Origin of the sequence: Bradyrhizobium centrosematis (assembly GCF_045571495.1) — a bacterium.
In the GTDB taxonomy this organism is placed as follows: Bacteria; Pseudomonadota; Alphaproteobacteria; order Rhizobiales; family Xanthobacteraceae; genus Bradyrhizobium; species Bradyrhizobium centrosematis.
Genome location: NZ_CP120703.1, coordinates 4,934,301 through 4,959,095, shown reverse-complemented (window position 1 = coordinate 4,959,095; position 24,795 = coordinate 4,934,301). Strand labels below are relative to the sequence as shown.

The window sequence follows — 24,795 nt, the reverse complement described above, 5'->3', positions numbered from 1 at the left end:
TCTCTCCCCGCTTGCGAGGAGAGGGGAAAGAACGATCACTCCGCAGCTTCGCGCTGCGGCTGAACGATCATGCCTTCCAGCCGGCCGCGGATGATCGCCTCCGCCTCGCGCACGATGCGGGAGACCAGCTCGGCGCAGCTCGGGATGTCCTGGATCAGACCCTGCACCTGGCCGGCCGACCAGATGCCTTCATCGGAATTCCCGGTCGCGTAGACCATCTTGCCGCGAGCGCCCGCGACGAGCTCGCGGATGTCCTCGAACTTGGCGCCTTCCTTCTCCATCGCGACCACCTTGGTCGAGATCGCATTCTTGGCGACGCGGGAGGTATTGCGCATGGTGCGGAAGATCAGCTCGGTCTCGCGCTCGTCATTGGCGACGATCTTCTCCTTGATCATCTGGTGGATCGGGCTTTCCTTGGTGGCCATGAAGCGGGTGCCCATATTGATGCCGTCGGCGCCCAGCGCCAGCGCGGCGACGAGGCCGCGGGCATCGGCGAAGCCGCCCGAGGCGATCATCGGGATCTTGATCTTGTTGGCGGCGGCTGGGATCAGGATCAGGCCGGGCGTATCGTCCTCGCCGGGGTGGCCGGCGCATTCGAAGCCGTCGATCGAGATGGCATCGACGCCCATGCGCTCGGCCGAGAGGGCGTGGCGAACGCTGGTGCATTTGTGCACGACCTTGACGCCGTGCTTCCTGAACTCGTCGACATGCTCCTGCGGCTTGTTGCCGGCGGTCTCGACCACCTTAATGCCGGCCTCGATGATGGCGGCGCGGTATTCGGCGTAGGGCGGCGGCTTGATCGCGGGCAGGATGGTGAGATTGACGCCGAACGGCTTGTCGGTGAGGTCGCGGCAGCGCGCGATCTCCTTGGTCAGATCCTCCGGCGTCGGCTGGGTCAGCGCCGTGATGAAGCCGAGCGCGCCGGCATTGGCAACGGCGGCGACCAGCTCGGCGCGGCCGACCCACTGCATGCCACCCTGGACGATCGGGTGCTGGACGCCGACGAGTTTAGTGAACCGTGTCTGCAACATGATCTGTTTCCCCCGCGCCCAAGGGTGGCGCTCTGTTATCCATTGGCTGGCGGGAAGGATGCCGCTGGGGGTGGGAAAAGTCTATTGTGCCGCCGGGCGGGGCGACCATGCGGGAGGCGCGGAAGATTCCGTGAGGCGGACAATTGGCGCCGCCGCTCCTCCACATCGTCATTTGCGAGCGCAGCGAAGCAATCCAGAGTCTTTCCGCGGAGGGATTCTGGATTGCTTCGTCGCTGCGCTCCTCGCAATGACGGCCGAGCCTACTCTGCCGACAGCCGCACCATCTGGCGGCCGCCGTTCATTTCCTTCAGGCGGTTGACGAAGTTTTCCGGACGCTGCCAGCGATTGGGGACCTCGAGGCCCATGAACTCGGCGATGTCGCCGATGAAGCCGGTGCAGTTGGCGGTCTCGGCGTTCCACACCGGCGAGTTTGCCTGCAGCTTCTTGATGTAGGCGAACACGCGCTTGGCGTCGGCCTCGTTGAGATAGACGCGATAGCTCGCGGTCAGATATTCCGGATCGAGATCGCCGTAGCTGGCGCCGGTCTCCGACGGCACAAAGGTGATGTGGCCGAGCACGTAAGCGAGCGTGTCGCCGGCCGGCGTAAGCCCTGCGACCTCGACCGCCTTCTCGCTGGTCTTGCCGTACCAGACGAAGGCATGGCCCCAGCTCGCGGCCGTGCGGGCGCGGAAATCGACGTAGTACGGACCTTTCTCCCCGCGCGCGACCGAGCGCCGCGTCGATGGCGGTGCCGGACGTGACGCGGAGTCGGCGGTGGCGAGCGCGTTGGCGTCGGTCGCGCGCTTGTTGGCTTCGTGCGCCGAAGCCGAGGGCATCAGGCAGGCGATCATCGCCGCGAGGGCGAGTCCGGCCAGGATGCAGGACCCCGATCGATCAGGTCTGTTCGTCACGCTGTGCCCCTCGACTGTCGGCCGCTTACGCTGGTTTTGCGCGAGCGCGTCAGTAGCGCGCCGCGACCGGGCCGGGCGCCTTGCCGATCGGGGCCTTTCCAACCGGGCTCTTGCCGATCGGCATCTTGCCGATCGGGGCCTGCTCCGCCGGATAGACCGGCACGGGCTGGCGGCGCGGCAGATCCGCAGCGTTCGCGGCCGTCACCAGAGCAAGCGTGGCACCCAGAGCAAATACAATCTTCTTCACAGCGATACCCCTAGAAGGTTTGGTCCAAACACGGCCATGCCGTGCCCCCAGACACGCCTCCCAAAAGGGCGACCGAATGCGTCCAAGTTGCGGCGCGCGCGGGACATGTTGGCGGCATTGATCGGGCGCGCGCAGATGTGATGTGTCCGGATGTTTCGGGAGGCTCGGCCCCACGCAGCTTCTCACCCGATCCGGTTCAAGCTATTCTTGATCGTCGCGAAGATGCCGCCGATGTCCTTGCGCAGGGCGTCGAGCGCGTTGAAGTGCTCGAAGATGCGGGCGAGGCGGTCTTCGACCTCCGTTCACCTCGATCTCGCTGACGGTCTTGGCCAGGAGGGGCCCCTGTGGACGCTTCGAGCCGCGTGATCCACGGTTGATTGCGTCGGCCGATCGGCGGAGGGGCGTGGCGCGACTGCAGGGTTTTCCCGGGACGGACGTTCACACACGTCATGGTCGGACCTGTCCCCGGCATCCACGTTTTCAGCTGCGGTCAACCAAGGTGGCCGGACAGCCAGGCCATGACGGATCAGGCAGCGTTAGTAGCTCCGCTCATGCGGGGCTATGGCATCGTGCGCGCTTATCACTTCCCGAGGAAATTCGAGCGCATCTTATCGGCGAACCAAACCACGAAGATCGCACCGAACGCGAGAGCAAAGTACAGAGCCGTCCATAGAAGTGCATTACCTGCATTTGTCATGGCATCCTCCCTGGCGTCAGAAATTGATTGCTGGGAAGGATAAGGCGGCCGTGCCGACCCGATTTGCGCCGGATCAATTTTGCCGCGCTGCGGCGAGAATAAGTGCTACGGCACGGCGTTCCCAGCTACAGCCGAAACTCGTTGGTGAGCTCGCCGATGCCGTCGATCGCGACGGTCACCGTGTTCACGGGCTCCTTCATCACGCCGACGCCGACCGAGGTGCCCACCGCAATGAGATCGCCGGGCAGCAGGGTCATGTCATGGGAGATCTTGCTGACCAGCTGCTGCGCGCTGAAGATCATGTCCGAGATCGGGTAGTTCTGCCGCTCCGCGCCATTGAGGATGGTGCGGACGGTGAGCTTTGCGGGATCGAGGCCGGTTGCGATCACGGGGCCGAACGGGCCGTAATCGTCGATGCCTTTGGCCCGGGCCCATTGCGGGAAGGTGGGGTTGCTGGTCAGGATGTCGTTGGCGGTGATGTCGTTGACGCAGGTGTAGCCGAAGATGAAGCTGTCAGCGTCATCCGGTGAGACGCGGGCGCAGGTCCTGCCGATGACGATACCGAGCTCGCCTTCGTAGGTGGTCTTGCCGTCGTAATAGGAGGGCCGGCGGATCACGGCGCCCGGCGTCGTGATGGTGGTGGTGGCCTTGAGCAGATAGAGCGGCTCCGGCGGCTCTGGCTGGTTCAGCTTGGCCGCGAGCGCGTGAAAATTATTCCAGAGCGCGACGATCTTGCTGGGCGCGCAGGGCGCGAGCAGCTCGACCTCCGACAGCGCCAGAGTCTTGCCGGTCGCGGCGTTGCGGCCGAACATCTCGCCCTCATGCACGCTGATGCCGGATGAGGTCAGCGTGCCGAAGCCGGCCGCGCCGGCGTGACGGAAGCGCAGCCACTTCTTCATCTCCTCCGCCATCACGCCACCGCCAGTGCGCGGGGATCGGCCGGCGTCGAGACGCCGTCATAAAGGCCGGCGATGCGGGCGCGCTGGGTCACCATCGCCAGCACCGAGTCGAGCGCGGGCGTCGGGATGCCGGTGAGGCGGCCCATCTCCTGCACCACGGTGACGAGCGGGTCGATCTCCATCGGGCGGCCGCGCTCGAGATCCTGGAGCATCGAGGTCTTGTGGGCACCGACCTTGCGGGCACCCTCGATGCGGCGCTCGACGTCGACGCGGAATTTGACCCCGAACGTCTCGGCAATCGCCTGTGTCTCCATCATGATCGCGCGCGACAGCGCCCGCGTCGCCGGATCGGTGCAGATCACGTCGAGCGTTGCGTGCGTGAGCGCGCTGATCGGGTTGAAGCAGACATTGCCCCATAGTTTCAGCCAGATCTCGTCGCGGATGCGGTCGAGCACCGGGGCCTTCAGCCCGGCTCCGACGAACAGGCCGGCGAGGCGCTGCACGTCCGGCGTGATCTCGCCGGAGGGCTCGCCGAGCGGGAAATTGTTGCCGTAGACGTGACGGATCACGCCGGGCGCCTCGATCTCGATCGCGGGATAGACGATGCAGCCGATGGCGCGCTCGGCGCCCAGCTCGCGCCACTGCCGCCCGCCGGGGTCGATGCTCTCCAACGTCGCATTCTCGTATTGGTTGCCGTGCTTGTAGAAGTACCAATAGGGGATGCCGTTGACGGCGGTGACGATGCGGGTGTGGGGCCCGAGCAGCGGCTGCATCTTCTCGATCACGCCGGTGATCGAATGCGCCTTCAAGGTGATGATGATGAAGTCCTGCGCGCCGAGCTCGGCGGGGTCGTCGGTGCAGCGCGGATGCACGGTGTGCGTCTCTTCGCCCGCGAGCAGCGTCAGGCCGCGCTCGCGCATCGCGGCAAGGTGCGCGCCGCGCGCGATCAGGCTGACGTCGGCGCCTGCGCGCGCGAGCTGAACCCCGAGATATCCGCCGATCGCGCCGGCGCCGTAGATGCAGATCTTCATGAAATCCTCGCGGGACCAATTTGGCAGTTGGATGGATCGATCGTGACACAGGTTCGCTGCACCTCTCCCGCTTGCGGGAGAGGTCGGCGCGCCCCGGGCGATGCGAAGCATCGTCCCGAGCGTGGAGGGTGAGGGTTGTGTCCTCTTGGGGAGTCTGGCTGGCGGAGACAGCCCTCTCCCCAACCCTCTCCCGCAAGCGGGAGAGGGGGCGCAGCTGTTCCGTAACTGAAAGAAAGCGAGCTCTTCTAGGCGGCTTGCGGCGTCGAGTTGGCCGCTTCGTCGACGGCCGCGGCGATGTCGCGCATGCTGATGACCGAGACGAGGCTGTAATCGTCGATCACAGGCAGATGGCGGATGTGATGGCGGTTCATCAGATGCCGGACGTGCTCGATCGTGTCGCTCGAGGTGCAGGACACCAGCTGCTGCACCGAGACGAGCTGCGAGACCTTGATGTTGACGGCGTTCGCGCCGTGCTCGGCGACGGCGCGCACCACGTCGCGCTCGGTGAACATGCCGACGGCGGTGTTGCCCTCGGAGCGGACCACGTCCTTGACCACCAGCGCGCTGATGTTGTTGGCGCGCATCAGCTTGGCGGCAATACCCACCGTTTCGTTCATTCGCACCGTGACAACGCGCGGCGTCTTCTTGCGCAGAATGTCTCCGACCAGCATTGCAACCTCCCTGGGTGAACGATGAGGGAAGTGTGGTATACATAATGCCAATCGTCAAGCGTTGGATTTGGCTGATCCGAAAAATCTTGCGACAGCGATGCTGACGTTTCTCGACGGGACAAAAAGAAAGGGGCGCACGGCTGCGCCCCTTTTCGTTTCCTGCGGATGTGCTTGGCGGCTACGCGGTCTCGGTCTTGGCGCTGCCGGCCGTAGCCTCAGCGCTCGCGGCCTCCTTGCCGAGGATGAAGGAGCGGCGCATCGGCTTGATCACGAACAGCGCCATCAGTGCCGCCGTTGCGTTCAACGCCACCGCAACCACGAACACGGCCTTCCACCCGTAGGCTGCCGAGATCACGCTTGCGAGCGGGACGAGCAGCGAGGCGGTGCCCTTCGCGGTGTAGAGCATGCCGTTGTTGGTGGTTGCGAACTTCGAGCCGAAGGTGTCGCCGCAGGTCGCGGGGAACAACGAGTAGATCTCGCCGAACACCCCGAAGTAAATCGCGGTCGCCAGCACGAACACGATGGGGATGTGCCCGTAGGCCGACAGCGTCAACAGCATCAGCGCGGCGGTGCCGAACGCGATGAACATGGTGTGCTCGCGGCCGATCGTGTCGGAGACGAAGCCGAAGAAGGGCCGGCCGAAACCATCGAAGATGCGGTCGAGCGAGATCGCGAAGGTCAGCGCCGCCATCTGGAAGCCGGCGAGTGTGACGGGCGTGTTCGCGATCTTGAAGTCGTGCGCGATCGGGGCGATCTGCGCCGCCGTCATCAGTCCGCCGGATGCGACCATCACGAAAACGAGGTACATGACCCAGAAAATAGGGCTGCGCAGCACCTGGGGCGGGGTGAAGTCGATCTTGGTCTGCGGCAGGTTGAGCTGCTTCTTCTTCGGCGGGATCGAGAGCCGCGGCGGCTGGATGAAGAAGGCGAGCACGAAGACGATCAGGCCCTGGCCGATGCCGAAGGTGAAGAAGGCGTGCTGGTAGCCGCTTGCGGCGATCATCTGCGCGATCGGCACGACCGTGAGCGCTGCGCCCGCGCCGAAGCCCGCGGCGGTTGCGCCGGCGGCGAGGCCGCGGCGGTCCGGAAACCATTTCAGCGCGTTGCCGACGCAGGTGCCGTACACCGCGCCCGCGCCCATGCCGCCGATGATCGCCGCGGCGTAGAGCAGGGTGAGGCTGTCGGCGTAAGAGTTGAGGATCCAGGACAGCGCGATCATCACGCCGCCGAACATGATGACGATGCGCGGGCCGTATTTGTCGACGAACCAGGCCTCGACCGGCACCAGCCAGGTCTCGGTGACGACGAAGATGGTGAAAGCGAGCTGGATCGCGGCGCGTCCCCAATGGTGGGCCGCATCGATCGGATCGACGAACAGCGTCCAGCCATATTGCAGATTGGCGATCATCGCCATGCAGACGATGCCCATCGCGAGCTGGAGCCAACGGAAGCCGGTGCGAAGTGGCGCGGCCGTGACGGCGCCATCCGTGCTGGAAATCATAAGAACCTCCCAACGCGCCTGATTGAGTGCGACGCAGGAGTGCAAGATGACCCAGTGTCGCAAATATTGTGGCTTATCGTCGCAAGCGCGGCAGGCAGATTGGTATACCATATTCCAGAAGGCAAGCCCTAACTGTGCTGGATTGTCACAAAATTCTCCGGTTCCCTTTCAGTCGGGGCGCCAACAGGACTTCGCCAAAACGAAACGCCCGGCCGAAAGGCCGGGCGTTGGCGTTTGGAGCCGCTGAGGTGAGGCGGTTCAGAGCGTCGATTTCGCAACCACGACCTTGCGCCAGGGCTTGAGCAGCGCGATCGCCAGCAGCGATGCCAGGATGTTGGCGCCCGCCGCGATGATGAACACGCTGTCCCACGTGCCTGACGATTGCTGCATGTAGTTGGCGATCGGCACCAGCAGCGCGGCGGTGCCCTTTGCGGTGTAGAGCAGGCCGGCATTGGTGGTCGCGAACTTGGCGCCGAACGTGTCGGTGCAGGTCGAGGGGAACAGCGAGTAGATCTCACCCCAGGCGAAGAACACGAAGCCCGAGAGCAGCACGAACCAGACCGGATCGTGGCCCCAGAGATAGAGCATCCAGATGCCCAAGCCTTCCATGCCGAAGGCGATGAACATCGTGTTCTCGCGGCCGATCATGTCGGAGATCCAGCCGAAGAACGGGCGCGTCAGGCCGTTGAGCACGCGGTCGATCGTGGCCGCGAACGTCACTGCGGTCATCGTCACCGCCATCAGCGTCACCGGCACATTGTCGACCTTCCAGTCGGCCGCGATCGGCTTCAGGTTGGCCGTCACCATCAAGCCGCCGGCGCCGACGATGACGAACATGAAGTACATCAGCCAGAAGATCGGCTGACGCAGAACTTCGGTCGGCTGATAGTTGCGGCGGCTCTGCAACAGGTTGGCGTTCGCCACCACGGTCGGCACCTGGCCCGCCTTCGGCGACAGCAGGAAGAAGGCGAGGATACAGATGATGATGCCTTGGCCGAGGCCGAAATAGAGGAAGGTGGTCTGGAAGCCACTGTCCTTGATCATGGCCTGAATCGGCGCGACGGTCAGCGCGGACCCTGCACCGAAGCCTGCGGCCGTGATGCCCGCGGCCAGACCGCGCTTGTCCGGAAACCATTTCAGCGCGTTGCCGACGCAGGTGCCGTAGACGCCGCCGGCGCCGATGCCCGCGATGATCATGCCGAGATAATAGCCGTTGAGCGTGGTGGCTTGCGCGTTGATCGCCCAGCCGAGAGCGCAGAGCACGCCGCCGACCAGCACCACGATGCGCGGGCCGTATTTGTCGACGAACCATCCTTCGACCGGCACCAGCCAGGTCTCGAACAGGACGAAGAGGGTGAAGGCCCATTGGATCGAGGCGCGATCCCAGCCGAACTTCTTCTGGATGTCGGGGACGAAGAAGGTCCAGCCGTATTGATAGTTGGCGATCATCACCATCGCGCCTACACCGATCGCCAATTGCGCCCAGCGATATGTGTCGCTAACGCGCGCGGCTGTAGGGGCGGTTGCCTGCACCATGTCCGTCATAAAGCCTCCCGTGGCGCCTCTAATTTTTATGCGAGCGCTGGAGTGGCATTCTTGTATGCATTATGCCAAGCTTCAAGCGCTGGTCCGGCCACCGTGCGCAAATGTCGCAGCCGTGCCGGCTGCGGCTGTGACTCGGGACAGCAGAAGTAGAAATGGCCCCGCGTTGCGGGGCCATTCATCAAAAGTAGCATGTGAATCGTTCTGAAACCGCCGCGCTCCGCGGCAGCGCGGGAATGTGCCGGCTTACAGGCCGAAACGCGGCAGGTCGCCGTTGTGGTTCGAAATCTCGGCGCTCGCCATCAGGAAACGATCGACCGCGGCCAGAAAGCGGGCGAACAGCGAAGAGGAGGGGACGAAGGCGACGGAAGCGGTCTTGGACATCGGAATTCCCTTTCTTAAGACGGACAGGCTTGGCGTCTCGTTTCGAGGGACAATCTATGTATACCAGATGCCAATGACCACGCATTTGTTTGCATAGCAGCATGCGAAGCACCGCATTGCAGCATAATGCCGGGTTAATGCCGCCGGTTCGAGCCTGAATGGCCCGGAAAGCCCCGTCGTCTGGTTCGCTCGGATGCGGAATCGAGGGCAAAAGAAAGCGGGAACCGGAGCAGAGCCAGGGCTTGCCGGGTCGAGGCTTGGCAGGTCCAAGGCTTGGCAGGTCCATGCAAAGCGGCTAGTGGTCCGCCCCCTTATCCAATCAACTGTCAGAGTGGTTATGTCGAGCGCCTCGCCCGCCGTCTCGATCGGCATCGATTTTGGGACCAGCAACACGGTCGTCGCCCTTGCGGCGGACGACCGCCGGGTCGAGGCCATCCGCTTCGACCATGGCGGACAGCGCCACAGCGTCTACGTGTCGGCCCTGTGCTTCTGGGAAGACCGGCCGGGCGCCGGCGCCCAGGCCGAGGGCGGCCCCTGGGCGATCGAGCAGTTCTTCGAAGGGCGTCACGTCTACCGTTTCCTGCAGTCGTTCAAGACCTTCGCCGCGAGCTCCAGCTTCAACACGACGCAGGTGTTCCGGCAGCGTTTCAAGTTCGAGGACATCCTGGCCGCCTTCCTGCGGACATTGGCGCGCCATGGCGGCGAGAAGTTCGGCTTTGAGACGTCGACCATCACGGTCGGCCGCCCCGTGCGCTTTGCCGGCGGCAATCCCGACGAGGCGCTGGCGATGCAGCGCTACCGCGCCGCCTTCGAGCGCCTGGGGGCCGGCCACGCGCGCTATGTCTACGAGCCCGTGGGCGCGGCGTTCTCCTTTGCTCGAAGGCTGGAGCGCGATGCCACCGTGCTGGTGGCGGATTTCGGCGGCGGCACCAGCGATTTCTCCGTGATGCGCTTCTCGCGGAAGGGAGGCAGCCTGCGCGCCGAGCCGCTGGGGCACGCCGGCATCGGCATCGCCGGCGATACGTTCGACTATCGCATCGTCGACCACATCGTCTCGCCGCGGCTCGGCAAGGGCTCCAGCTTCCGCTCCTTCGACAAGGTGCTGCCGGTCCCGAGCGGTCATTACACCAATCTGGCGCGCTGGCATCAGCTGGCGATGATGAAGAGCAACGGCGATTTGCGCGAGCTCCGGGAGCTTGCGCGCACCGCGCTGAAGCCCGACCTGCTCGAGGATTTCATCACCATCGTCGATCTCGACCTCGGCTTTGCGCTGTACCGCGCGGTGTCGGATGCCAAGGTCGCGCTCTCGGCGCAGGACGAGGTGGATTTCCGCTTCAAGGGCGGCGGCGTCGACATCGGCGCAGCCATCACGCGGAAGAATTTCGAAGCCTGGATTGCCGACGACATCGCCCGTCTCGGGGCCACCGTCGACAAGGTGCTGGCCGAAGCCGGTATCGCGGCGCGCGAGGTCGAGAAGGTGTTCTTGACCGGCGGCACCTCCTTCGTTCCCGCCGTTCGAAAGCTGTTCGCCGAGCGGTTCGGCAACGAGCGGCTGATGTCGGGCGACCAGTTCGAGTCGATCGCCTATGGGCTTGCGCTGATCGGACACAGTCCGGACCCGGATCGCTGGACGGCAAGCGGCGGGCTCGCCGCGGGCATGGCCAGCCGCGCTTGAGCAGATCCGCTGGCTGTCCAATCCAGCCGCCCCTTCCAATCCGCTTGAGCCGGGAACGCTGACTCGCTAACCTGAAACGGCCGTGAGTGACGGTCGGGGCATTACCCCGTACGCCTCCTCGCGGCGCAAACCAAAAGCAAGAAATTTCCGAAATTTTTGTCCTGCCTGTACGGGGCCCGGTTTTTCCGGGCCCACGACCTTGGTTTTCACCAAAAGGATATTCGGCGATGCTTGGTTTAATGATGCAAACCCCGCTGCTGTTGTCGTCCATCTTGTTGCACGCAGCGCGGTCCTTTCCCGATGTCGAGATCGTGTCCCGCACCCCCGACAAGCCGGACCATGTGACGAACTACGCCGGGCTGCTGTGTCGCAGTTCGCAATTGGCAAACGCGTTGACGTCCGCAGGCATCAAGCAGGGTGATCGCGTTGGCACGCTTGCCTGGAACGGTTACCGCCATCTGGAGCTCTATTACGGCATCTCTGGGATGGGGGCGGTGTGCCACACCGTCAATCCCCGCCTGTTCATCGAGCAGATCGTCTACATCATCAATCATGCTGAAGACCGGCTGATGTTCTTCGACACCGGCTTCACCGAGCTGGTGAAGACCTTGATGCCGAAATGTCCAAGTGTCGAGCGTTGGATTTGCCTCGGCGAAGCAGGCGAGGCGAGAGCGGCCGGGGCGGGGGACTTCCAGATCTATGAGGATCTGCTGGCAGGCCACTCACAATCCTTCGAATGGCCACAGCTCGATGAGAACACTGCGTGTGGTCTCTGCTACACGTCCGGGACCACGGGCAATCCCAAAGGCGTGCTCTACGCACACCGCAGCGCCGTGCTGCATTCCTTTGCCGCAGCGCTTCCCGATGCCTGCCGGATCTCACTGAACGATACCGTCGCATTCATCTCGCCGATGTTCCACGCGATGTCCTGGGGCATGCCCTATTGTGCGCCGGCGATGGGCGCAAAGCTGGTGATGCCTGGACAAAAGGTCGATGGCGAGAGCATGCACAGGCTGTTCGAGGACCATGGCGTGACGTTCGCCAATGGCGTGCCGACGGTTTGGCTCGGTTATGTCCAATATCTGCAAAACGCAGGCCTCAGGCCCAGCACGCTCAATCGCGTCCTGATCGGGGGAACGGCGTGCCCCCCTTCGCTCATGCAGGCACTTCAGGACGATTATGGTGTCGAAGTGCTGCACGTTTGGGGCATGACGGAAACCAGTCCTGTCGCGACCATATCGAAGCTCTTGCCAAAGCACAGGTCGCTATCGAGCGCGGAGCGCCGCAATCGGCAGGTCAAGCAGGGTCGGGCGGTGTTCGGGGTTGAAATCGGAATTCGCGATGGAGAGGACAAGGAGCTGCCGCACGACGGCAAGGCTTTCGGCGATCTCGTGATCCGTGGCCCCTGGATTGCTCGGGCCTATTACAAGATGCCGGAGAGCGAGCGCCCCGATGGCTGGTTCTTCACGGGCGACGTCGCAACGATCGACGAAGAAGGCTACATGCAGATCACCGACCGCTCGAAGGATGTGATCAAGTCCGGCGGCGAATGGATTTCATCGATAGACCTCGAAAATCTCGCGATGGCGCACCCAGACATCGTAGAGGCCGCCGTCATCGGCGTTCCACATCCGAAATGGGACGAGCGGCCGCTCGTCATCGCGGTGCGGCGCAAGGGATCGAGCCTCACTGCTGCTGAACTGCTGGCCTTCTACGAAGGCAAGATCGCGAAATGGTGGATGCCGGACGATGTTCTGTTCGTGGAGGAGCTGCCGCACGGTGCGACCGGCAAGCTTCTGAAGACCAAGCTGAGGGAACTTTACGGAGATCACAAGCTCCCCACCATCCACCAGGCGAAAGCCGGCTGACATCCGATCGGCAGGCGTGCGTAATGGTCTTTCGGCTCCGGATCGCTGGACGGCAAGCGGCGGGCTCGCCGCGTCGGCCTAAAGCGCGATGAGACTAGGTTTGGGGGGCTCTTGCTGATTCACCTCTCCCTACGGGGGCGGTAGATCGAGCCTGAGCACACATCGATTCAATCAAATCTCGTCCCGCTTTGGCAGGGGGCGAGCAGCGTCCCTGCGGCCAGGCTGCCCGGTCGCTATTTCTGCTGAATTCGGTTCAGGTAGTCGATCACCGCGAGAATGCGGGTCCGCACGACGACCTCCGGGTTTTGCTGCGGCCCGGCCTTCTGCCAATAGTAGGAATCGACGGCGTGAGGCAGGTTGACGATGGGGTTGAACCGCTCGCCCCAGATCGGCATTTCACGGGTGCCGTGAGCTGCGACTGATTTCGCACCGTATATGGTTTCGTAAACGGCGTTGGTGGGAAACACGCCGTTGTTGTTCTTGCTCAACATGGTCAAGTCGGAAGGTGCCGCCTTGAGCTGGCCGCTGACCGGTCCGTTGCCCTTTGCATCGACACCATGACAACTCGCGCACGACGACTGAAACTCCGCCTTGCCGATATCGACTTCTTCGGCCCTGGCGGCAGTGGCCAAACCGGCGGCAAGACCGGCAATGATCAACCATTCGACAGCAGATCTCATCATCTCCTCCGACGTCCGCAGGGAAGACTTCTGCTCCTAGCCGCTTTGTCCTACTGACCGTTTGACACATATCAAGATCGCAGACCCGGTGCCGTCGGGTGGGCGAGGGCGCACAGCGCCGTGCCCACCACCTTCCTGGGTTGAGAGAGCATCGGCGGGCGCCGCCCACCCGACAATCCCTGATGTGGTCGCTACTGGTTGATCTCCGGCTCGACCAGCTTCGCCAGATTGCGCAGCGATTCCTGCCAGCCGAGATAGCAGGCCTCGGGCGGAATCACGTCGGGGATGCCCGCCTGTGTGATGTCGATCTCGGTGCCGACCGAGACTTTCTTCAGGATCACGGTCACCTGGATTTCGCCGGGCAGATTGGGGTCGTCGAACCTGTCGGTGTAGCGGAGACGTTCGCCCGGCACGAGCTCGAGATATTCGCCGCCGAACGAATGGCTGTGACCCGTCGTGAAATTCCGGAACGACATCTTGAACGTGCCGCCGACCTTGGGCTCGAAATGATGCACGGTGCAGGTGAAGCCGTTCGGCGGAAGCCATTTCGCCATTGCGTCCGCCTCCACGAAGGCGCGATAGACCTTCTGCGGGCTGGTGGCGAGAACGCGGTGCAGGCGGATAGTGCTGGGCATGGTTGTTATCCTCAGTGATTGATGGGCCCGAGATTGGCCTCTATGGCCCATTCATGTCACGAGGACGACCAGCACGCCGCCGATCCGACAGGCAATTCAGAATTTTTTTGAAGGTTCTCCGGCCGGCCAGCTAGGTGGCAGCGACATCCTGCGCCGTCATCGTGAACGCCAGCCTGTAGCGGCCGATCATGACATCCTCGCGCGCGCCGGCGGCGCGAAGCGATGATGCCGAAAGCTGGCGTTCGATCACGCCCGCGACCACATCAGCATCGTAACCCGACAGCAGCACGATCCAGTCGGCGGCACCGTCCTTGCCGCGGATCTGCTGTTCGGTGGTGGGCGCGCTCGTCCTCGGTGTGTCGGTGAGGAGAAGGTGGGCGCCGGTTAGCCCCGGCTTCTGTGCCAGCGTGCTGAGCATTTCCGAAAGGCGCGCCTGTAGCCTCGCCTCCTGTCCGGCCTCCGGCGACAGCCTGATGGTGGCGAGCGAAGTCGCCACGCCTCCGCCGAAGCTGGCGACGATCCGGCACTGGCTGCGGATCATGCCGAGATGATGCGGCATCATCTTCGTAGACCATGGCGTCGGCGCGTTGAGCCGGTCGAGATAACCTTTCGATGTGAGGACGTCGTAATCCTCGAGCTCGTAGAGCACGAAAAAGCCTTCTGCATCCGTCGTGCTGGTCCATCGCGACCCCCGCCGAAAGCCGGGAATGCTCATCCGCTCCGGAAAGTGCTCGTGCGAATGCCAGTCGCCGAACTCGGCGCGCTGCTCGGGGCGAACGCTCCACCACATCGCGACGGCGGCCTTGCCGAGCAGTGACATGCTGACCTCTCTCTCGTCGTCCCGCAGATTGCTTCAGGATGCCCTCCCGATCAATCCGCCACAATTCCGCTATCGTTCCCCGTTCAGCTCCCGCGCGAAATCGGGGGGGCTACGTTGCGCAGCACGTTTCGGGTTCTTGCCGTCATCCTCGGCTGTCTCGGCTCGCCTGTGCAGGCTGCAGGCATTCAGCTTCTCCAGTCCGATCCCGCGCTGTCGGGCGCGATCTGGTATCCGTGCGCACGTCAGCCGACGCAGGTGGCGCTCGGCAGTTTGTCTGTCGGCGCCGATTTCGACCTGAAGGGCGCGAAGGATTGTCCTGTCACGGGCGCGAAGCTGCCGCTCGTCATCTACTCGCACGGCCGGGGCGGATTTTTCGGCCAGCAGCATGACACGTCGGAGGCGCTGGCCGATGCCGGCTTCATCGTCGCCGCCATCAATCATCCCGGCGATACGTTCAGCGACTCCTCGAGGCGCGATACCCTGTCGGTCTGGGGATCGCGCCCGGCGGACATCGTGCGCCTGCTCGATTTTCTGTTGAACGACTGGAAGGACCGGGCGGCGATCGATCCCGCCAGGGTCGGCTTTATCGGTTTCTCGCTCGGCGGGGCGACTGGTCTCGTGCTGATGGGCACCACGCCGAATTTCGCCAGGGTCGCCAGCCTCTGCAAGGAGACGACCGGCGTGTGCGCACAGCTTCACAACGGCGAGACGCCGCCCGAGCCGATACGGGATGCACGTATCCGCGCTGCCGTCATCGTTGATCCTGCGCCGGCTGTCCTGACGCGGGAGAACCTCGCCCTGGTCAAAGTGCCTTTCCAGTTCTGGCGATCGCAGTTCGGTGGACCCGGCGTCGGCGATGGCTCGGGCAACGCGCGCGTCGCAGAGGGCTTGCCGGGCAAGCCCGACATTCATGTCGTGCCGGCCGGTCATTATGCCTTCCTCGCGCCGTGCTCGGCCGATCTCGCCGCGGCCGTCCCGCGCATCTGCACCGATGTGCCGGCAGGCTTCGACAGGGCAGGCTTTCATCGCGAGTTCAATGCAATCGTGGTGAAGTTCTTCCGTGAGCAACTTGGCGGCGGAAGCCGCTGAGCGCTGCAAAGGTTCCGACGAAGCTGCGCGATTAAATCCATTGGAAGCCTTGCTAAGGGCGATGGCGAGGTGTACGCTGATTTTGTTCGTTCAGCCGCTGTGCTTGTTGAATGCGCCTGCGGGCTCCTTTTCCAGAGACATCGACGAATTGAATTGATCTGCGTGATCGTCACGCGGAATGCGCGTCTATGCGCTTTGGAGAAGAAAATGACGACAGGTACTGTGAAGTGGTTCAACGGCCAGAAGGGCTTTGGATTCATTCAACCCGACGACGGCGGCAATGACGTGTTCGTTCACGTCAGCGCGGTCGAGCGGGCTGGTCTTGCGGGTCTCGCCGAGGGCCAGAAGGTCAACTTCGAGACCAAGACCGATAAGATGCGGGGCAAGGTCAGCGCGGAGAATCTCTCGCTGGCTTGAGCTCTGTACGGCCGTTTCACGGATGTACTGGAACGGCTATGCGACCCGCTCGATCGTAAGGGATTGAGCGGGTTCTCTCCGTTGCCGAGCAGGCGAAAGGCGAGCGCGACGAGATGAGCGGCAAGAAATCGGCCGAACGGTCGCCCGAGTCCATCGCGCGGTCCGAGCGTCAACGCTTGGCCGCCGAAGAGGGGGCGCGCGCGATCGCCGACGTCGAAAGGCACGCTGTCGACATCCGCAAGAACATGGCGCGGCTTCGCGAGCTGCGTGAGGCCAAGGAAGCAGCCAAGCAAGCAGCCGAGCAAGCGGCCGATGGCGGTCTTCGCGCTTCGTCGCCGTCGACTGCAGCGAAGAAGCGCCGGAGAAAATTGCCGAGATAGCCGAATTCGGTAGTGCAGGCGATAATCTGAAGAGGGGCCGTTCACATGCGAAAGAGTGCGAGTCGTGCCTAGGATCAAGCCGGATGGCGGCGGCACAATCACCTTCTTCCTTGCGCTCGGAGCAGGCCGGCAGCTATGCCGTCTTGCGACGACCTTTCGGACGCAGAAGCAGGCCTTCAGCTATCTTCAGAAGTATCGGACGGAGTTCGAGCGCATCGCGAGGGCGCAGCTGGCTTCCGGAGAGCTCGAGGATGGCGTCATCGTCCTCTCGATGCTCTGACGCTGGCGATCTCATTCCCTATGTGCGACGATTTCCCTGCTCGGCCTCTCGCGCCAGCCGCTCCGCTTTCAGGCGCTCGCGATTTTCGTCATGGGATTGTTGCGCCTTTGCATAGTCGGTCATCGGCTTCTTGGTCTCGACCGGCTTGAATGCCTTGTTGGCCTCCCGCAGAGCCCGGGACGCGGGATGATCTCTCGTCATATTGACCTCGATGTCGGTAATGGGCGCGATTTCGAAACTCGCCGACCTGGTGTATCCAGTTCGCGGGCCGGTCGCGTCTGACGTGTCGTCGGATGGCCGGCTGCGCTCCAAGGGTGTGCCGGCGGGAGATAACGAACCGGAACCCAATCTGTTCCATTCAGGCGGCTTCAAGTCGGCGTTGATGCTTCCTCGGGACGCGCGGGGCAACGCGTCAGCGAAGAGGCGCTGCAGCCGAAGGCCGCGGGTGTGATGCCATGGGGAGCAGAACGTTCGGCTTCTTCGACCATGGCATAGTACCCGTGTTTTGCCCGACGGCGCAAAGGCGATCCGCGAAATACGAAATCTCTTCGTCGCCAGTGGGTTAGCTACTGTGCATGGGGTTGTTTTTCAGTTTTTGAATTTGGGCCTGCGACAGCATGGCCTTGCCGACGCAAAAAGGGCCGCCCCTTCGGACGGCCCTTTCGTCTCGTTCAAGGTAGTGGTCGCTTACTCGGCGGCCTGCTTCTGCGGCGGGTCGAGCGCGCCGGACTTATGGATGTCGGCGACCTGGTGATCGCTGAAGCCGAGCACCGAGCGCAGGATCTCGTCGGTGTGCTCGCCGAGCAGCGGCGAGCGCGTCACTTCGGCGGGGCTATCCGACAGCTTGATCGGGTTGCCGACCGAGATGTACTTGCCGCGGGTGGGGTGGTCGACCTCGACCACGGTGCCGGTCGCGCGCAGCGACGGGTCCTCGGCGATCTCCTTCATCGACAGGATCGGGCCGCAGGGAATGTCATCCTTGTTGAGGATCTCCATCGCCTCGAACTTGGTCTTGGTCATCGTCCACTGCTCGATGCGGGCGAAGATCTCGTTCAGGCGGGGCAGGCGAGCCGCCGGCTTGGCGTAGTTCGGATCGGTCTTCCAGGCAGGCTCGCCGATCACGTCGCAGATCTTCTCCCAGACCGGGGCCTGGGTGATGAAGTAGATGTAGGCGTTGGGATCGGTCTCCCAGCCCTTGCACTTCAGGATGCGGCCGGGCTGGCCGCCGCCGGAATCGTTGCCGGCGCGCGGCACGGCGTCGCCGAACGGCACACCTTCGCCGAACTGGCTGTATTCCTTGAGCGGGCCGTGGGCGAGGCGCTGCTGGTCGCGCAGCTTGACGCGGCAGAGGTTGAGCACGCCGTCCTGCATCGCGGCGGTGACGCGCTGGCCCTTGCCGGTGTGGGTGCGCTGATAGAGCGCGGTGACGATGCCGAGCGCGAGGTGCAGGCCGGTGCCGCTATCGCCGATCTGCGCGCCGGTCACGAGCGGCAGGCCGTCGCGGAAGCCGGTGGTGGAGGCGGCGCCGCCGGTGCACTGGGCGACGTTCTCATAGACCTTGCAGTCCTCGTAGGGCCCGGGGCCGAAGCCCTTGATCGAGGCGACGATCATTTTCGGGTTGATCGCCTGGATCTTCTCCCAGGGGAAGCCCATGCGGTCGAGCACACCGGGGCCGAAATTCTCCACCAGCACGTCGCACTTCTTGATCAGCTCGGTCAGGACTTCCTTGCCCTTGGGGTTCTTGGTGTCGAGCGTGATCGAGCGCTTGTTGTGGTTGAGCATGGTGAAATACAGGCTGTCCACGTTCGGGACGTCCTGCAGCTGGCCGCGGGTGATGTCACCCACGCCGGGGCGTTCCACCTTGATCACGTCGGCGCCGAACCAGGCCAACAGCTGCGTGCAGGTCGGTCCCGATTGGACGTGGGTGAAATCGAGAATGCGAACGCCCTCGAGCGCTTTGGTCATCATATTGCTCCGTACTCTGTCTGCCCCTGCTAACCACAGGGAATAAGGGTTGAAGGGGTGGACTTACTTCTTCTTCTGCAGAACGCTCTGCGGATTGAGGTTGCCGATGCGGCCGCTCTCCGAGCCCGCGGCCGGATCGATCACCGCATTGATGAGCGTCGGCTTGCCGGACTTCATGGCTTCGTTGACGGCGCGCTTCAGTTCATCCGGCGAGGTTGCATTGACGCCGACGCCGCCGAAGGCTTCCATCATCTTGTCGTAGCGCGCGCCCTTGACGAACACGGTGGTTGCCGGATCGGCGTTGGCGCCGTTGACGTCAGTGCCGCGATAGATGCCGTCATTGTTGAAGATGACGACGCAGATCGGAAGATTGTAGCGGCAGATGGTCTCGACCTCCATGCCGGAGAAGCCGAAAGCCGAGTCGCCTTCCACGGCGAGCACGGGGTTGCCGGTCTCGAGCGCGGCCGCGATCGCCTGGCCCATGCCGATGCCCATCACGCCCCAGGTGCCGACGTCGAGACGCTTGCGGGGCTTGTACATGTCGATGACGCCGCGGGCGAGGTCGAGCGTGTTGGCACCCTCGTTGACGAGGATCGCCTCGGGATACTCCTTCATGACGTTCTTCAGGACCCCGAGCGCGCCGTGATAGTCCATCGGCGACTTGTTGTTCATGAGCTTCGGCGCCATCTTGGCGACGTTCTCTTCGCGCTTGGTCGACACCGCCTTGGTCCAGTCGGCCGGCGGGGCGGTCCAGGACGATCCCATCGCCTGGTTGAAGGCGGAGACGACCGAGCCGATGTCGCCGACGACGGGCGCGACGATCTCGACGTTGGAGTCCATCTCCTTCGGCTCGATGTCGACCTGGATGAACTTCTTCGGCGTTTCGCCCCAGCTCTTGCCCTTGCCGTGCGACAGCAGCCAGTTCAGCCGCGCGCCGATCAGCATGACGACGTCGGACTCCTTGAGCACGGTCGAGCGGGCCGCGCCGGCGCACTGCGGATGGGTGTCGGGCAGCAGACCCTTGGCCATGCTCATGGGCAGGAACGGCACGCCGCTCTTCTCGACGAAGCTCTTGATCTCCTCATCGGCCTGCGCGTAGGCCGCGCCCTTGCCGAGGATGATGAGCGGACGCTTGGCGCTCTTGAGCACGTCGAGCGCGCGCTTGACCGAAGCGGGCGAGGGGATCTGCGCGGGCGCCGCGTCGATCACCTTGACCAGCGATTTCCGGCCGGCCTCGGCGTTCATCACCTGGCCGAACAGCTTGGCCGGTAGGTCGAGATAGACGCCGCCCGGACGGCCCGAGACCGCGGCGCGGATGGCGCGGGCGAAACCGATGCCGATGTCCTGGGCGTGCAGCACGCGATAGGCCGCCTTGCACAGCGGCTTTGCGATCGCGAGCTGGTCCATTTCCTCGTAGTCGCCCTGCTGCAGGTCGACGATCTCGCGCTCGGAGGAGCCGGAGACCAGGATCATCGGATAGCAATTGGTGGTGGCGTGCGCGAGCGCGGTGAGACCGTTGAGGAAGCCGGGCGCCGACACCGTAAGGCAGACGCCGGGCTTCTTGGTGAGATAGCCGGCGATGCCTGCGGCGTAGCCGGCGTTCTGCTCGTGGCGGAAGGAGATCACGCGAATACCCGCGGCCTGCGCCATGCGGCCCAAATCCGTGATCGGGATGCCCGGCACATTATAGATGGTGTTGATGCCGTTCAGCTTGAGCGCGTCGATGACGAGATGGAAGCCATCCGTCAGTTCCTGCTCGGTGCCCGGTGCCTCGGACTTGGTCGCGGTATTCAGCATGGGCCTTGTCTCCCTGGTCTCAGATCGTGGGGCGAGTTGTTCGCCCTTCTGGTGAACGTTGCTAAGTGAAGAGTTCCTGACCGTGCGCTTCGACGTAAGCGGCAAGGCCGAGGGTGTGGTCGCGGGCACGCTTCTCGGCGAGCTCGGTATCGCGCGCCTCCAGTGCCTCGATCATGGCGAGATGCTCCGGCAGGGAGGTCGCGGTGCGGTCTTTGCGGCCGATGGTCAGCTGGCGATAGCCGCGCACGTGCAGCAAGAGGTCGTTGGTGAGGTCGACCAGCACCGGCGATTCCGACAGCGAGATCAGCGCCTGGTGGAAGGCGATGTTGGCCTTGGAATATTCCTCGACATGATCCTCGGGCAGGCGGTCCTTGCCGAAATCCTTGAAGAAGTCGCGCAGCGCCGTGATGTCCTTCTTCCGCGCGGTGGTGGTGATGAGGCGCGCGGCCATGCTCTCCAGCGCCGCCCAGGCGCGGATCATGTCGACGATCTCGCTCTTGGTCCGGCGCACCACCATGATGCCGCGGCGCGGCACCGTCTTCACGAAGCCGTCCTGTTCCAGCATCGCGATGGCTTCGCGGATCGGGGTGCGGCTGACGCCGAGGCGTTCGGACAACGCGCGCTCGTCGAGCATCACCGGCTCGGGCGTCGAATAGATGTCCATCTTGAGGATGGCTTCCTTCAAGGCGTCATATGCCTTGTTCTTGAAGCTGCTCTCCGGGGCAATACGAACGATTGCGATGTCTGCCTCGGCCATGTTCGGCAACGCCTTGGTTGGTTTCCGTAGTGACACGACGAATCTCCTCCAGTGGGAGTCGTCTTTTACAGGAATATTAACGGGAAAGTTTTTGGCATACCACATGCCAGAATGTCAAGCTGCCTATTTTTTGCGGCGTTCCGGGGCATGCCGCGGCTTGACAAGTTGGCTTCTGGCATACCAAATGCCATCGCCAGCCATTTTTGATCCAAGGCGGCGGAGTAGTCTCAGGCTTTATGCCGCTCCGACCCGCGACATGGAACAGAGCGCGGCGAATGGCAAGCATCACGGGCAGCCGCAAACACGCGCGCGCTTTGAAAAGAACGAACTGAGGTCAAGGGAGAAGCCACATGTCCAATTCCAAAGATGCCGTCCGCAAGGTGCTTGACCAGGTCAAGGCGGACAACCGCACCAGCCTGACGGCGCCGGAAGGCAAGCTGGTCTGCGACGCCTACGGCATTCCGGTGCCGAAGGAGGGCGTGGCCAAGTCGGCGGGCGAGGCCGGCAAGATGGCCTCCTCGATGGGCTTCCCGGTGGTGATGAAGATCGTCTCGCCGGACATTCTCCACAAGACCGAAGCGGGCGGCGTCATCGTCGGCCTCAAGACGGCTGAAGAGGCCGAGAAGGCCTATGAGACTATTCTCGGCAACGCCAAGAAGTACAAGGCCGATGCCAAGATCGAAGGCGTCCAGGTGCAGCAGATGCTGGCCGGCGGCACCGAGGTCATCGTCGGGTCAATCACCGATGGCTCGTTCGGCAAGCTGGTCGCCTTTGGCCTCGGCGGCGTGCTGGTCGAGGTGCTCAAGGACATCACCTTCCGCCTCGCGCCGGCGACCAAGGATGACGCACTCTCGATGCTCGACGGCATCCAGGCGCACGAGATCCTCAAGGGCGTGCGCGGCGGCGAGCCGGTGAACCGCAATGCTCTCGCAGACGTCATCGTCAAAGTCTCGCAGCTCGTCACCGATTTCCCGGAGATCGTCGAACTCGACCTCAATCCGGTGTTCGCAACACCGAAGAGCGCAACCGCCGCCGACGTCCGCATCGTCGTCGACTTCGCCTACAAGCCGAAGCCGAAGCCGCGTCCGACCGAAGAGATCGTCGCGGCCATGAACCGCATCATGCAGCCCAAGGCGGTCGCCGTGATCGGCGCCTCCGCGGAGGACGGCAAGATCGGCAATTCCGTGATGAAGAATCTCATCAACGGCGGCTACAAGGGCGAGATCATTCCGATCCATCCCAAGGCCGCCGAGATTCTCGGTTACAAGGCGTACAAGAGCGTCAAGGATGTGCCCGGCGTGATCGACGTCGCGGTGTTCGCGATCCCTGCGAAATTCGTCGCCGGCGCGCTCACCGAATGCGGCGAGAAGAAAATTCCGGGCGCGGTGCTGATCCCGTCGGGCTTCGCTGAAGCCGGCGCGCCGGAGCTGCAGGCCGAGATCGTCGAGGTCGGCAAGAAGTACGATATCCGCCTGATGGGGCCGAACATCTACGGCTTCTACTATACGCCGGCCAATCTCTGCGCGACCTTCTGCACGGCCTACGACGTGAAGGGCCATGCGGCGCTGTCGTCGCAATCGGGCGGCATCGGCATGGCCATCATCGGCTTCTCGCGCTCGGCGAAAATGGGCGTCTCGGCGATCGTCGGCCTCGGCAACAAGTCGGATATCGACGAGGACGATCTGCTCGCCTTCTTCGAGCAGGACCCGAACACCAACCTGATCGCGCAGCACTGCGAAGACCTCAAGGACGGCCGCGCCTTTGCGGAGGCCGCCAAGCGCGTCTCCAAGAAGAAGCCGGTCGTCGTGCTCAAGGCCGGCCGCACCTCCGCCGGAGCCAAGGCGGCGTCCTCGCACACCGGCGCGCTGGCCGGTAACGACCGCATCTATGAGGATGTGTTCAAGCAGTCCGGCGTGATCCGCGCCCGCTCACTGCGCCAGCTGCTCGAATTCGCCCGTGGCGTGCCGGTACTGCCGACGCCGAAGGGCGAGAATGTGCTGATCATCACCGGTGCCGGCGGCTCGGGCGTGCTGCTGTCGGACTCCTGCGTCGACAACGGCCTGTCGCTGATGTCGATGCCGCCGGATCTCGATGCGGCTTTCCGCAAGTTCATCCCGCCGTTCGGCGCGGCCGGAAATCCTGTGGATATCACCGGCGGCGAGCCGCCGATCACCTACGTCAACACGGTGAAGCTCGGCCTCTCGGACGAGCGCATCCATGCGCTGATCCTCGGCTACTGGCACACCATCGTCACCCCGCCGATGGTGTTCGCCCGCAACATGGTTGAGGTGAAGAAGGAGATGGAGGCCAAAGGTTTCGTGAAGCCAATGGTCGCCTCGCTCGCCGGCGACGTCGAGGTCGAGGAGGCTGCCGAATATCTCTACCAGAACGGCATCCCGGCCTATGCCTATTCGACCGAGCTGCCGGTCGAGGTGCTCGGCGCCAAGTACAAGTGGGCGCGCGGGGCAGGGCTGCTCTGAGCCTAACTCTCCTGTTATCCCGGGGCGATGCGGAGCATCGAACTATGGTGCGCACTCGCGCACCTGAGGATCTCGAGATTCCGGGTCTGGTACGCCAGGCCCGCGCTGCGCGCAGTCCCGGCGCACCATCCCGGAATGACGGATGCACAAGCGGCAGGTCGCGATGAGCAAGAACGTGATCCGGCGCAAATCGCTCCAGCCTCGATCGCCGTCGGAGGGCGAACCTGAGCCCCGCGACGGCGGCGTTCAGTCGGTCGACCGCGCGCTGTCGATCCTGGAAACGCTGGCCGAAGACGACGAGGGCTATCGCCTCAGCGACTTGGCGATCCGCACGGGATTGTCGGCCTCGACCGTGCATCGCCTGCTCGCAACCCTGGAAGGCCGCCGCTTCGTCCAGTTCGATCGCGCCGAATCCAAATGGCACGTCGGCTCGCGCGCCTTCACGGTCGGCGCGAGCTTTGCACGCCGGCGCAATTTCTCCGCTCAGGCGATTCCCTATCTTCGCAAGCTGCGCGACCTCACGCGCGAGACCGCCAACCTCGCCGTGGTCGACGACGAATTCATCATCGTGCTGACCCGCATGGAGAGCCGCGAGATCATGCGCTCGTTGACCCAGGTCGGCGGCCGCGTCGCCATGGTGACGTCAGGCGTCGGCAAGGCGGTGCTCGCGACCTATTCCGACGAGGATGTCGGCGCCGTCATTCACCATCATGGCATGCCCCGCCTGACCGAGAAGTCGATCGTGCGGCCAAGCGACCTGTTCAAGGAGCTCGAAAAGATCCGCCAGCAGGGCTTTGCGATCGATGACGAGGAGGCCTGCATGGGCCTGCGCTGCATCGCCGCGGTGGTATACAACGACTGCGCCGAGCCACTCGCGGCCATCTCGGTCTCGGGCATGACCAGCCGCCTGACCGACGACAGATTGCCTGAGGTCGGCCAGATCGTACGCGACGTCGCGGGCGAGCTGACTGTCGCGCTGGGTGGGGTGATGCCGCCCCGCTGACCGGGAAATCTGAGCGCGGTCGCTGGACAGCATGG

General features: G+C 63.7%; 24 protein-coding genes. 8 read left to right on the top strand and 16 right to left on the bottom strand.

The window, feature by feature from the left end:
* Positions 1-35: 35 nt before the first annotated feature.
* From P6U31_RS23875 to P6U31_RS23835, 9 genes are all read right to left on the bottom strand, one after another.
* The gene (locus tag P6U31_RS23875) at positions 36-1,031 is read right to left on the bottom strand and encodes an NAD(P)H-dependent flavin oxidoreductase (protein WP_407184220.1); all 996 of its coding nucleotides are present in this window, start codon (positions 1,029-1,031) and stop codon (positions 36-38) included.
* 260 nt (positions 1,032-1,291) lie between these two features.
* A complete protein-coding gene (locus P6U31_RS23870) occupies positions 1,292-1,942 on the bottom strand; it encodes a hypothetical protein (protein WP_407184219.1) in 651 nt (216 codons plus the stop codon).
* Positions 1,943-1,991: 49 nt separating this feature from the next.
* Positions 1,992-2,189, bottom strand: a complete 198-nt coding sequence (locus P6U31_RS23865; protein ID WP_249153894.1) for a hypothetical protein — start codon at positions 2,187-2,189, stop codon at positions 1,992-1,994.
* Between the two features lie 822 nt (positions 2,190-3,011).
* Positions 3,012-3,785, bottom strand: a complete 774-nt coding sequence (locus P6U31_RS23860) for a fumarylacetoacetate hydrolase family protein (RefSeq protein WP_407184218.1) — start codon at positions 3,783-3,785, stop codon at positions 3,012-3,014.
* Positions 3,786-3,796: 11 nt separating this feature from the next.
* The gene (locus P6U31_RS23855; protein WP_407184217.1) at positions 3,797-4,816 is read right to left on the bottom strand and encodes a 2-dehydropantoate 2-reductase; all 1,020 of its coding nucleotides are present in this window, start codon (positions 4,814-4,816) and stop codon (positions 3,797-3,799) included.
* A 245-nt stretch (positions 4,817-5,061) separates the two neighbouring features.
* The gene (locus tag P6U31_RS23850; RefSeq protein WP_407184216.1) at positions 5,062-5,487 is read right to left on the bottom strand and encodes a CBS domain-containing protein; all 426 of its coding nucleotides are present in this window, start codon (positions 5,485-5,487) and stop codon (positions 5,062-5,064) included.
* A 178-nt stretch (positions 5,488-5,665) separates the two neighbouring features.
* The gene (oxlT, locus tag P6U31_RS23845; RefSeq protein WP_407184215.1) at positions 5,666-6,988 is read right to left on the bottom strand and encodes an oxalate/formate MFS antiporter; all 1,323 of its coding nucleotides are present in this window, start codon (positions 6,986-6,988) and stop codon (positions 5,666-5,668) included.
* 258 nt (positions 6,989-7,246) lie between these two features.
* The gene (gene oxlT / locus P6U31_RS23840; RefSeq protein ID WP_407184214.1) at positions 7,247-8,533 is read right to left on the bottom strand and encodes an oxalate/formate MFS antiporter; all 1,287 of its coding nucleotides are present in this window, start codon (positions 8,531-8,533) and stop codon (positions 7,247-7,249) included.
* Between the two features lie 243 nt (positions 8,534-8,776).
* Positions 8,777-8,914: a hypothetical protein gene (locus P6U31_RS23835; protein ID WP_407184213.1), complete on the bottom strand. Its 138-nt coding sequence runs from the start codon at positions 8,912-8,914 to the stop codon at positions 8,777-8,779.
* A gap of 337 nt (positions 8,915-9,251) precedes the next feature.
* Between P6U31_RS23835 and P6U31_RS23830 the strand changes: the two genes are divergently transcribed.
* Together P6U31_RS23830 and P6U31_RS23825 are read left to right on the top strand one after the other, a co-directional pair.
* Complete coding sequence (locus P6U31_RS23830) at positions 9,252-10,589, top strand: Hsp70 family protein (protein WP_407184212.1); 1,338 nt, start codon at positions 9,252-9,254, stop codon at positions 10,587-10,589.
* Positions 10,590-10,675: 86 nt separating this feature from the next.
* Positions 10,676-12,457, top strand: coding sequence for a 3-(methylthio)propionyl-CoA ligase (locus tag P6U31_RS23825; RefSeq protein WP_407184211.1), 1,782 nt, complete (start codon positions 10,676-10,678; stop codon positions 12,455-12,457).
* A 233-nt stretch (positions 12,458-12,690) separates the two neighbouring features.
* Here P6U31_RS23825 and P6U31_RS23820 read toward each other — a convergent pair whose 3' ends face one another.
* The 3 genes from P6U31_RS23820 to P6U31_RS23810 all read right to left on the bottom strand — a co-directional run bounded on the left by P6U31_RS23820 (position 12,691) and on the right by P6U31_RS23810 (position 14,592).
* Positions 12,691-13,137, bottom strand: a complete 447-nt coding sequence (locus P6U31_RS23820; protein WP_407184210.1) for a c-type cytochrome — start codon at positions 13,135-13,137, stop codon at positions 12,691-12,693.
* A gap of 191 nt (positions 13,138-13,328) precedes the next feature.
* Positions 13,329-13,772, bottom strand: coding sequence for an SRPBCC family protein (locus P6U31_RS23815; protein ID WP_407184209.1), 444 nt, complete (start codon positions 13,770-13,772; stop codon positions 13,329-13,331).
* 130 nt (positions 13,773-13,902) lie between these two features.
* The gene (locus P6U31_RS23810; protein WP_407184208.1) at positions 13,903-14,592 is read right to left on the bottom strand and encodes a hypothetical protein; all 690 of its coding nucleotides are present in this window, start codon (positions 14,590-14,592) and stop codon (positions 13,903-13,905) included.
* Positions 14,593-14,706: 114 nt separating this feature from the next.
* On the opposite strand from P6U31_RS23810, the gene P6U31_RS23805 reads away from it, so the two are divergent.
* The 4 genes from P6U31_RS23805 (at position 14,707) to P6U31_RS23790 (ending at position 16,758) form a co-directional block, all read left to right on the top strand.
* Positions 14,707-15,681, top strand: a complete 975-nt coding sequence (locus tag P6U31_RS23805) for an alpha/beta hydrolase family protein (RefSeq protein ID WP_407184207.1) — start codon at positions 14,707-14,709, stop codon at positions 15,679-15,681.
* 207 nt (positions 15,682-15,888) lie between these two features.
* On the top strand, positions 15,889-16,098 hold the full coding sequence (locus P6U31_RS23800; protein WP_027558854.1) for a cold-shock protein: 210 nt from the start codon (positions 15,889-15,891) through the stop codon (positions 16,096-16,098).
* 113 nt (positions 16,099-16,211) lie between these two features.
* Positions 16,212-16,478, top strand: a complete 267-nt coding sequence (locus P6U31_RS23795) for a transcriptional regulator (protein WP_407184206.1) — start codon at positions 16,212-16,214, stop codon at positions 16,476-16,478.
* Positions 16,479-16,533: 55 nt separating this feature from the next.
* On the top strand, positions 16,534-16,758 hold the full coding sequence (locus tag P6U31_RS23790; protein WP_407184205.1) for a hypothetical protein: 225 nt from the start codon (positions 16,534-16,536) through the stop codon (positions 16,756-16,758).
* Positions 16,759-16,776: 18 nt separating this feature from the next.
* Here the strand turns inward: P6U31_RS23790 and P6U31_RS23785 are convergent, their stop codons facing one another.
* From P6U31_RS23785 to P6U31_RS23770, 4 genes are all read right to left on the bottom strand, one after another.
* The gene (locus tag P6U31_RS23785; RefSeq protein ID WP_407189931.1) at positions 16,777-16,959 is read right to left on the bottom strand and encodes a hypothetical protein; all 183 of its coding nucleotides are present in this window, start codon (positions 16,957-16,959) and stop codon (positions 16,777-16,779) included.
* A gap of 486 nt (positions 16,960-17,445) precedes the next feature.
* Positions 17,446-18,723, bottom strand: a complete 1,278-nt coding sequence (gene frc, locus P6U31_RS23780; protein ID WP_407184204.1) for a formyl-CoA transferase — start codon at positions 18,721-18,723, stop codon at positions 17,446-17,448.
* Between the two features lie 63 nt (positions 18,724-18,786).
* A complete protein-coding gene (gene oxc, locus P6U31_RS23775) occupies positions 18,787-20,520 on the bottom strand; it encodes an oxalyl-CoA decarboxylase (protein WP_407184203.1) in 1,734 nt (577 codons plus the stop codon).
* 61 nt (positions 20,521-20,581) lie between these two features.
* Positions 20,582-21,277, bottom strand: a complete 696-nt coding sequence (locus P6U31_RS23770; RefSeq protein ID WP_164938111.1) for a GntR family transcriptional regulator — start codon at positions 21,275-21,277, stop codon at positions 20,582-20,584.
* 350 nt (positions 21,278-21,627) lie between these two features.
* Between P6U31_RS23770 and P6U31_RS23765 the strand changes: the two genes are divergently transcribed.
* Together P6U31_RS23765 and P6U31_RS23760 are read left to right on the top strand one after the other, a co-directional pair.
* A complete protein-coding gene (locus P6U31_RS23765; RefSeq protein WP_407184202.1) occupies positions 21,628-23,757 on the top strand; it encodes an acetate--CoA ligase family protein in 2,130 nt (709 codons plus the stop codon).
* 163 nt (positions 23,758-23,920) lie between these two features.
* On the top strand, positions 23,921-24,760 hold the full coding sequence (locus P6U31_RS23760; protein WP_407189930.1) for an IclR family transcriptional regulator: 840 nt from the start codon (positions 23,921-23,923) through the stop codon (positions 24,758-24,760).
* Positions 24,761-24,795: the final 35 nt, after the last annotated feature.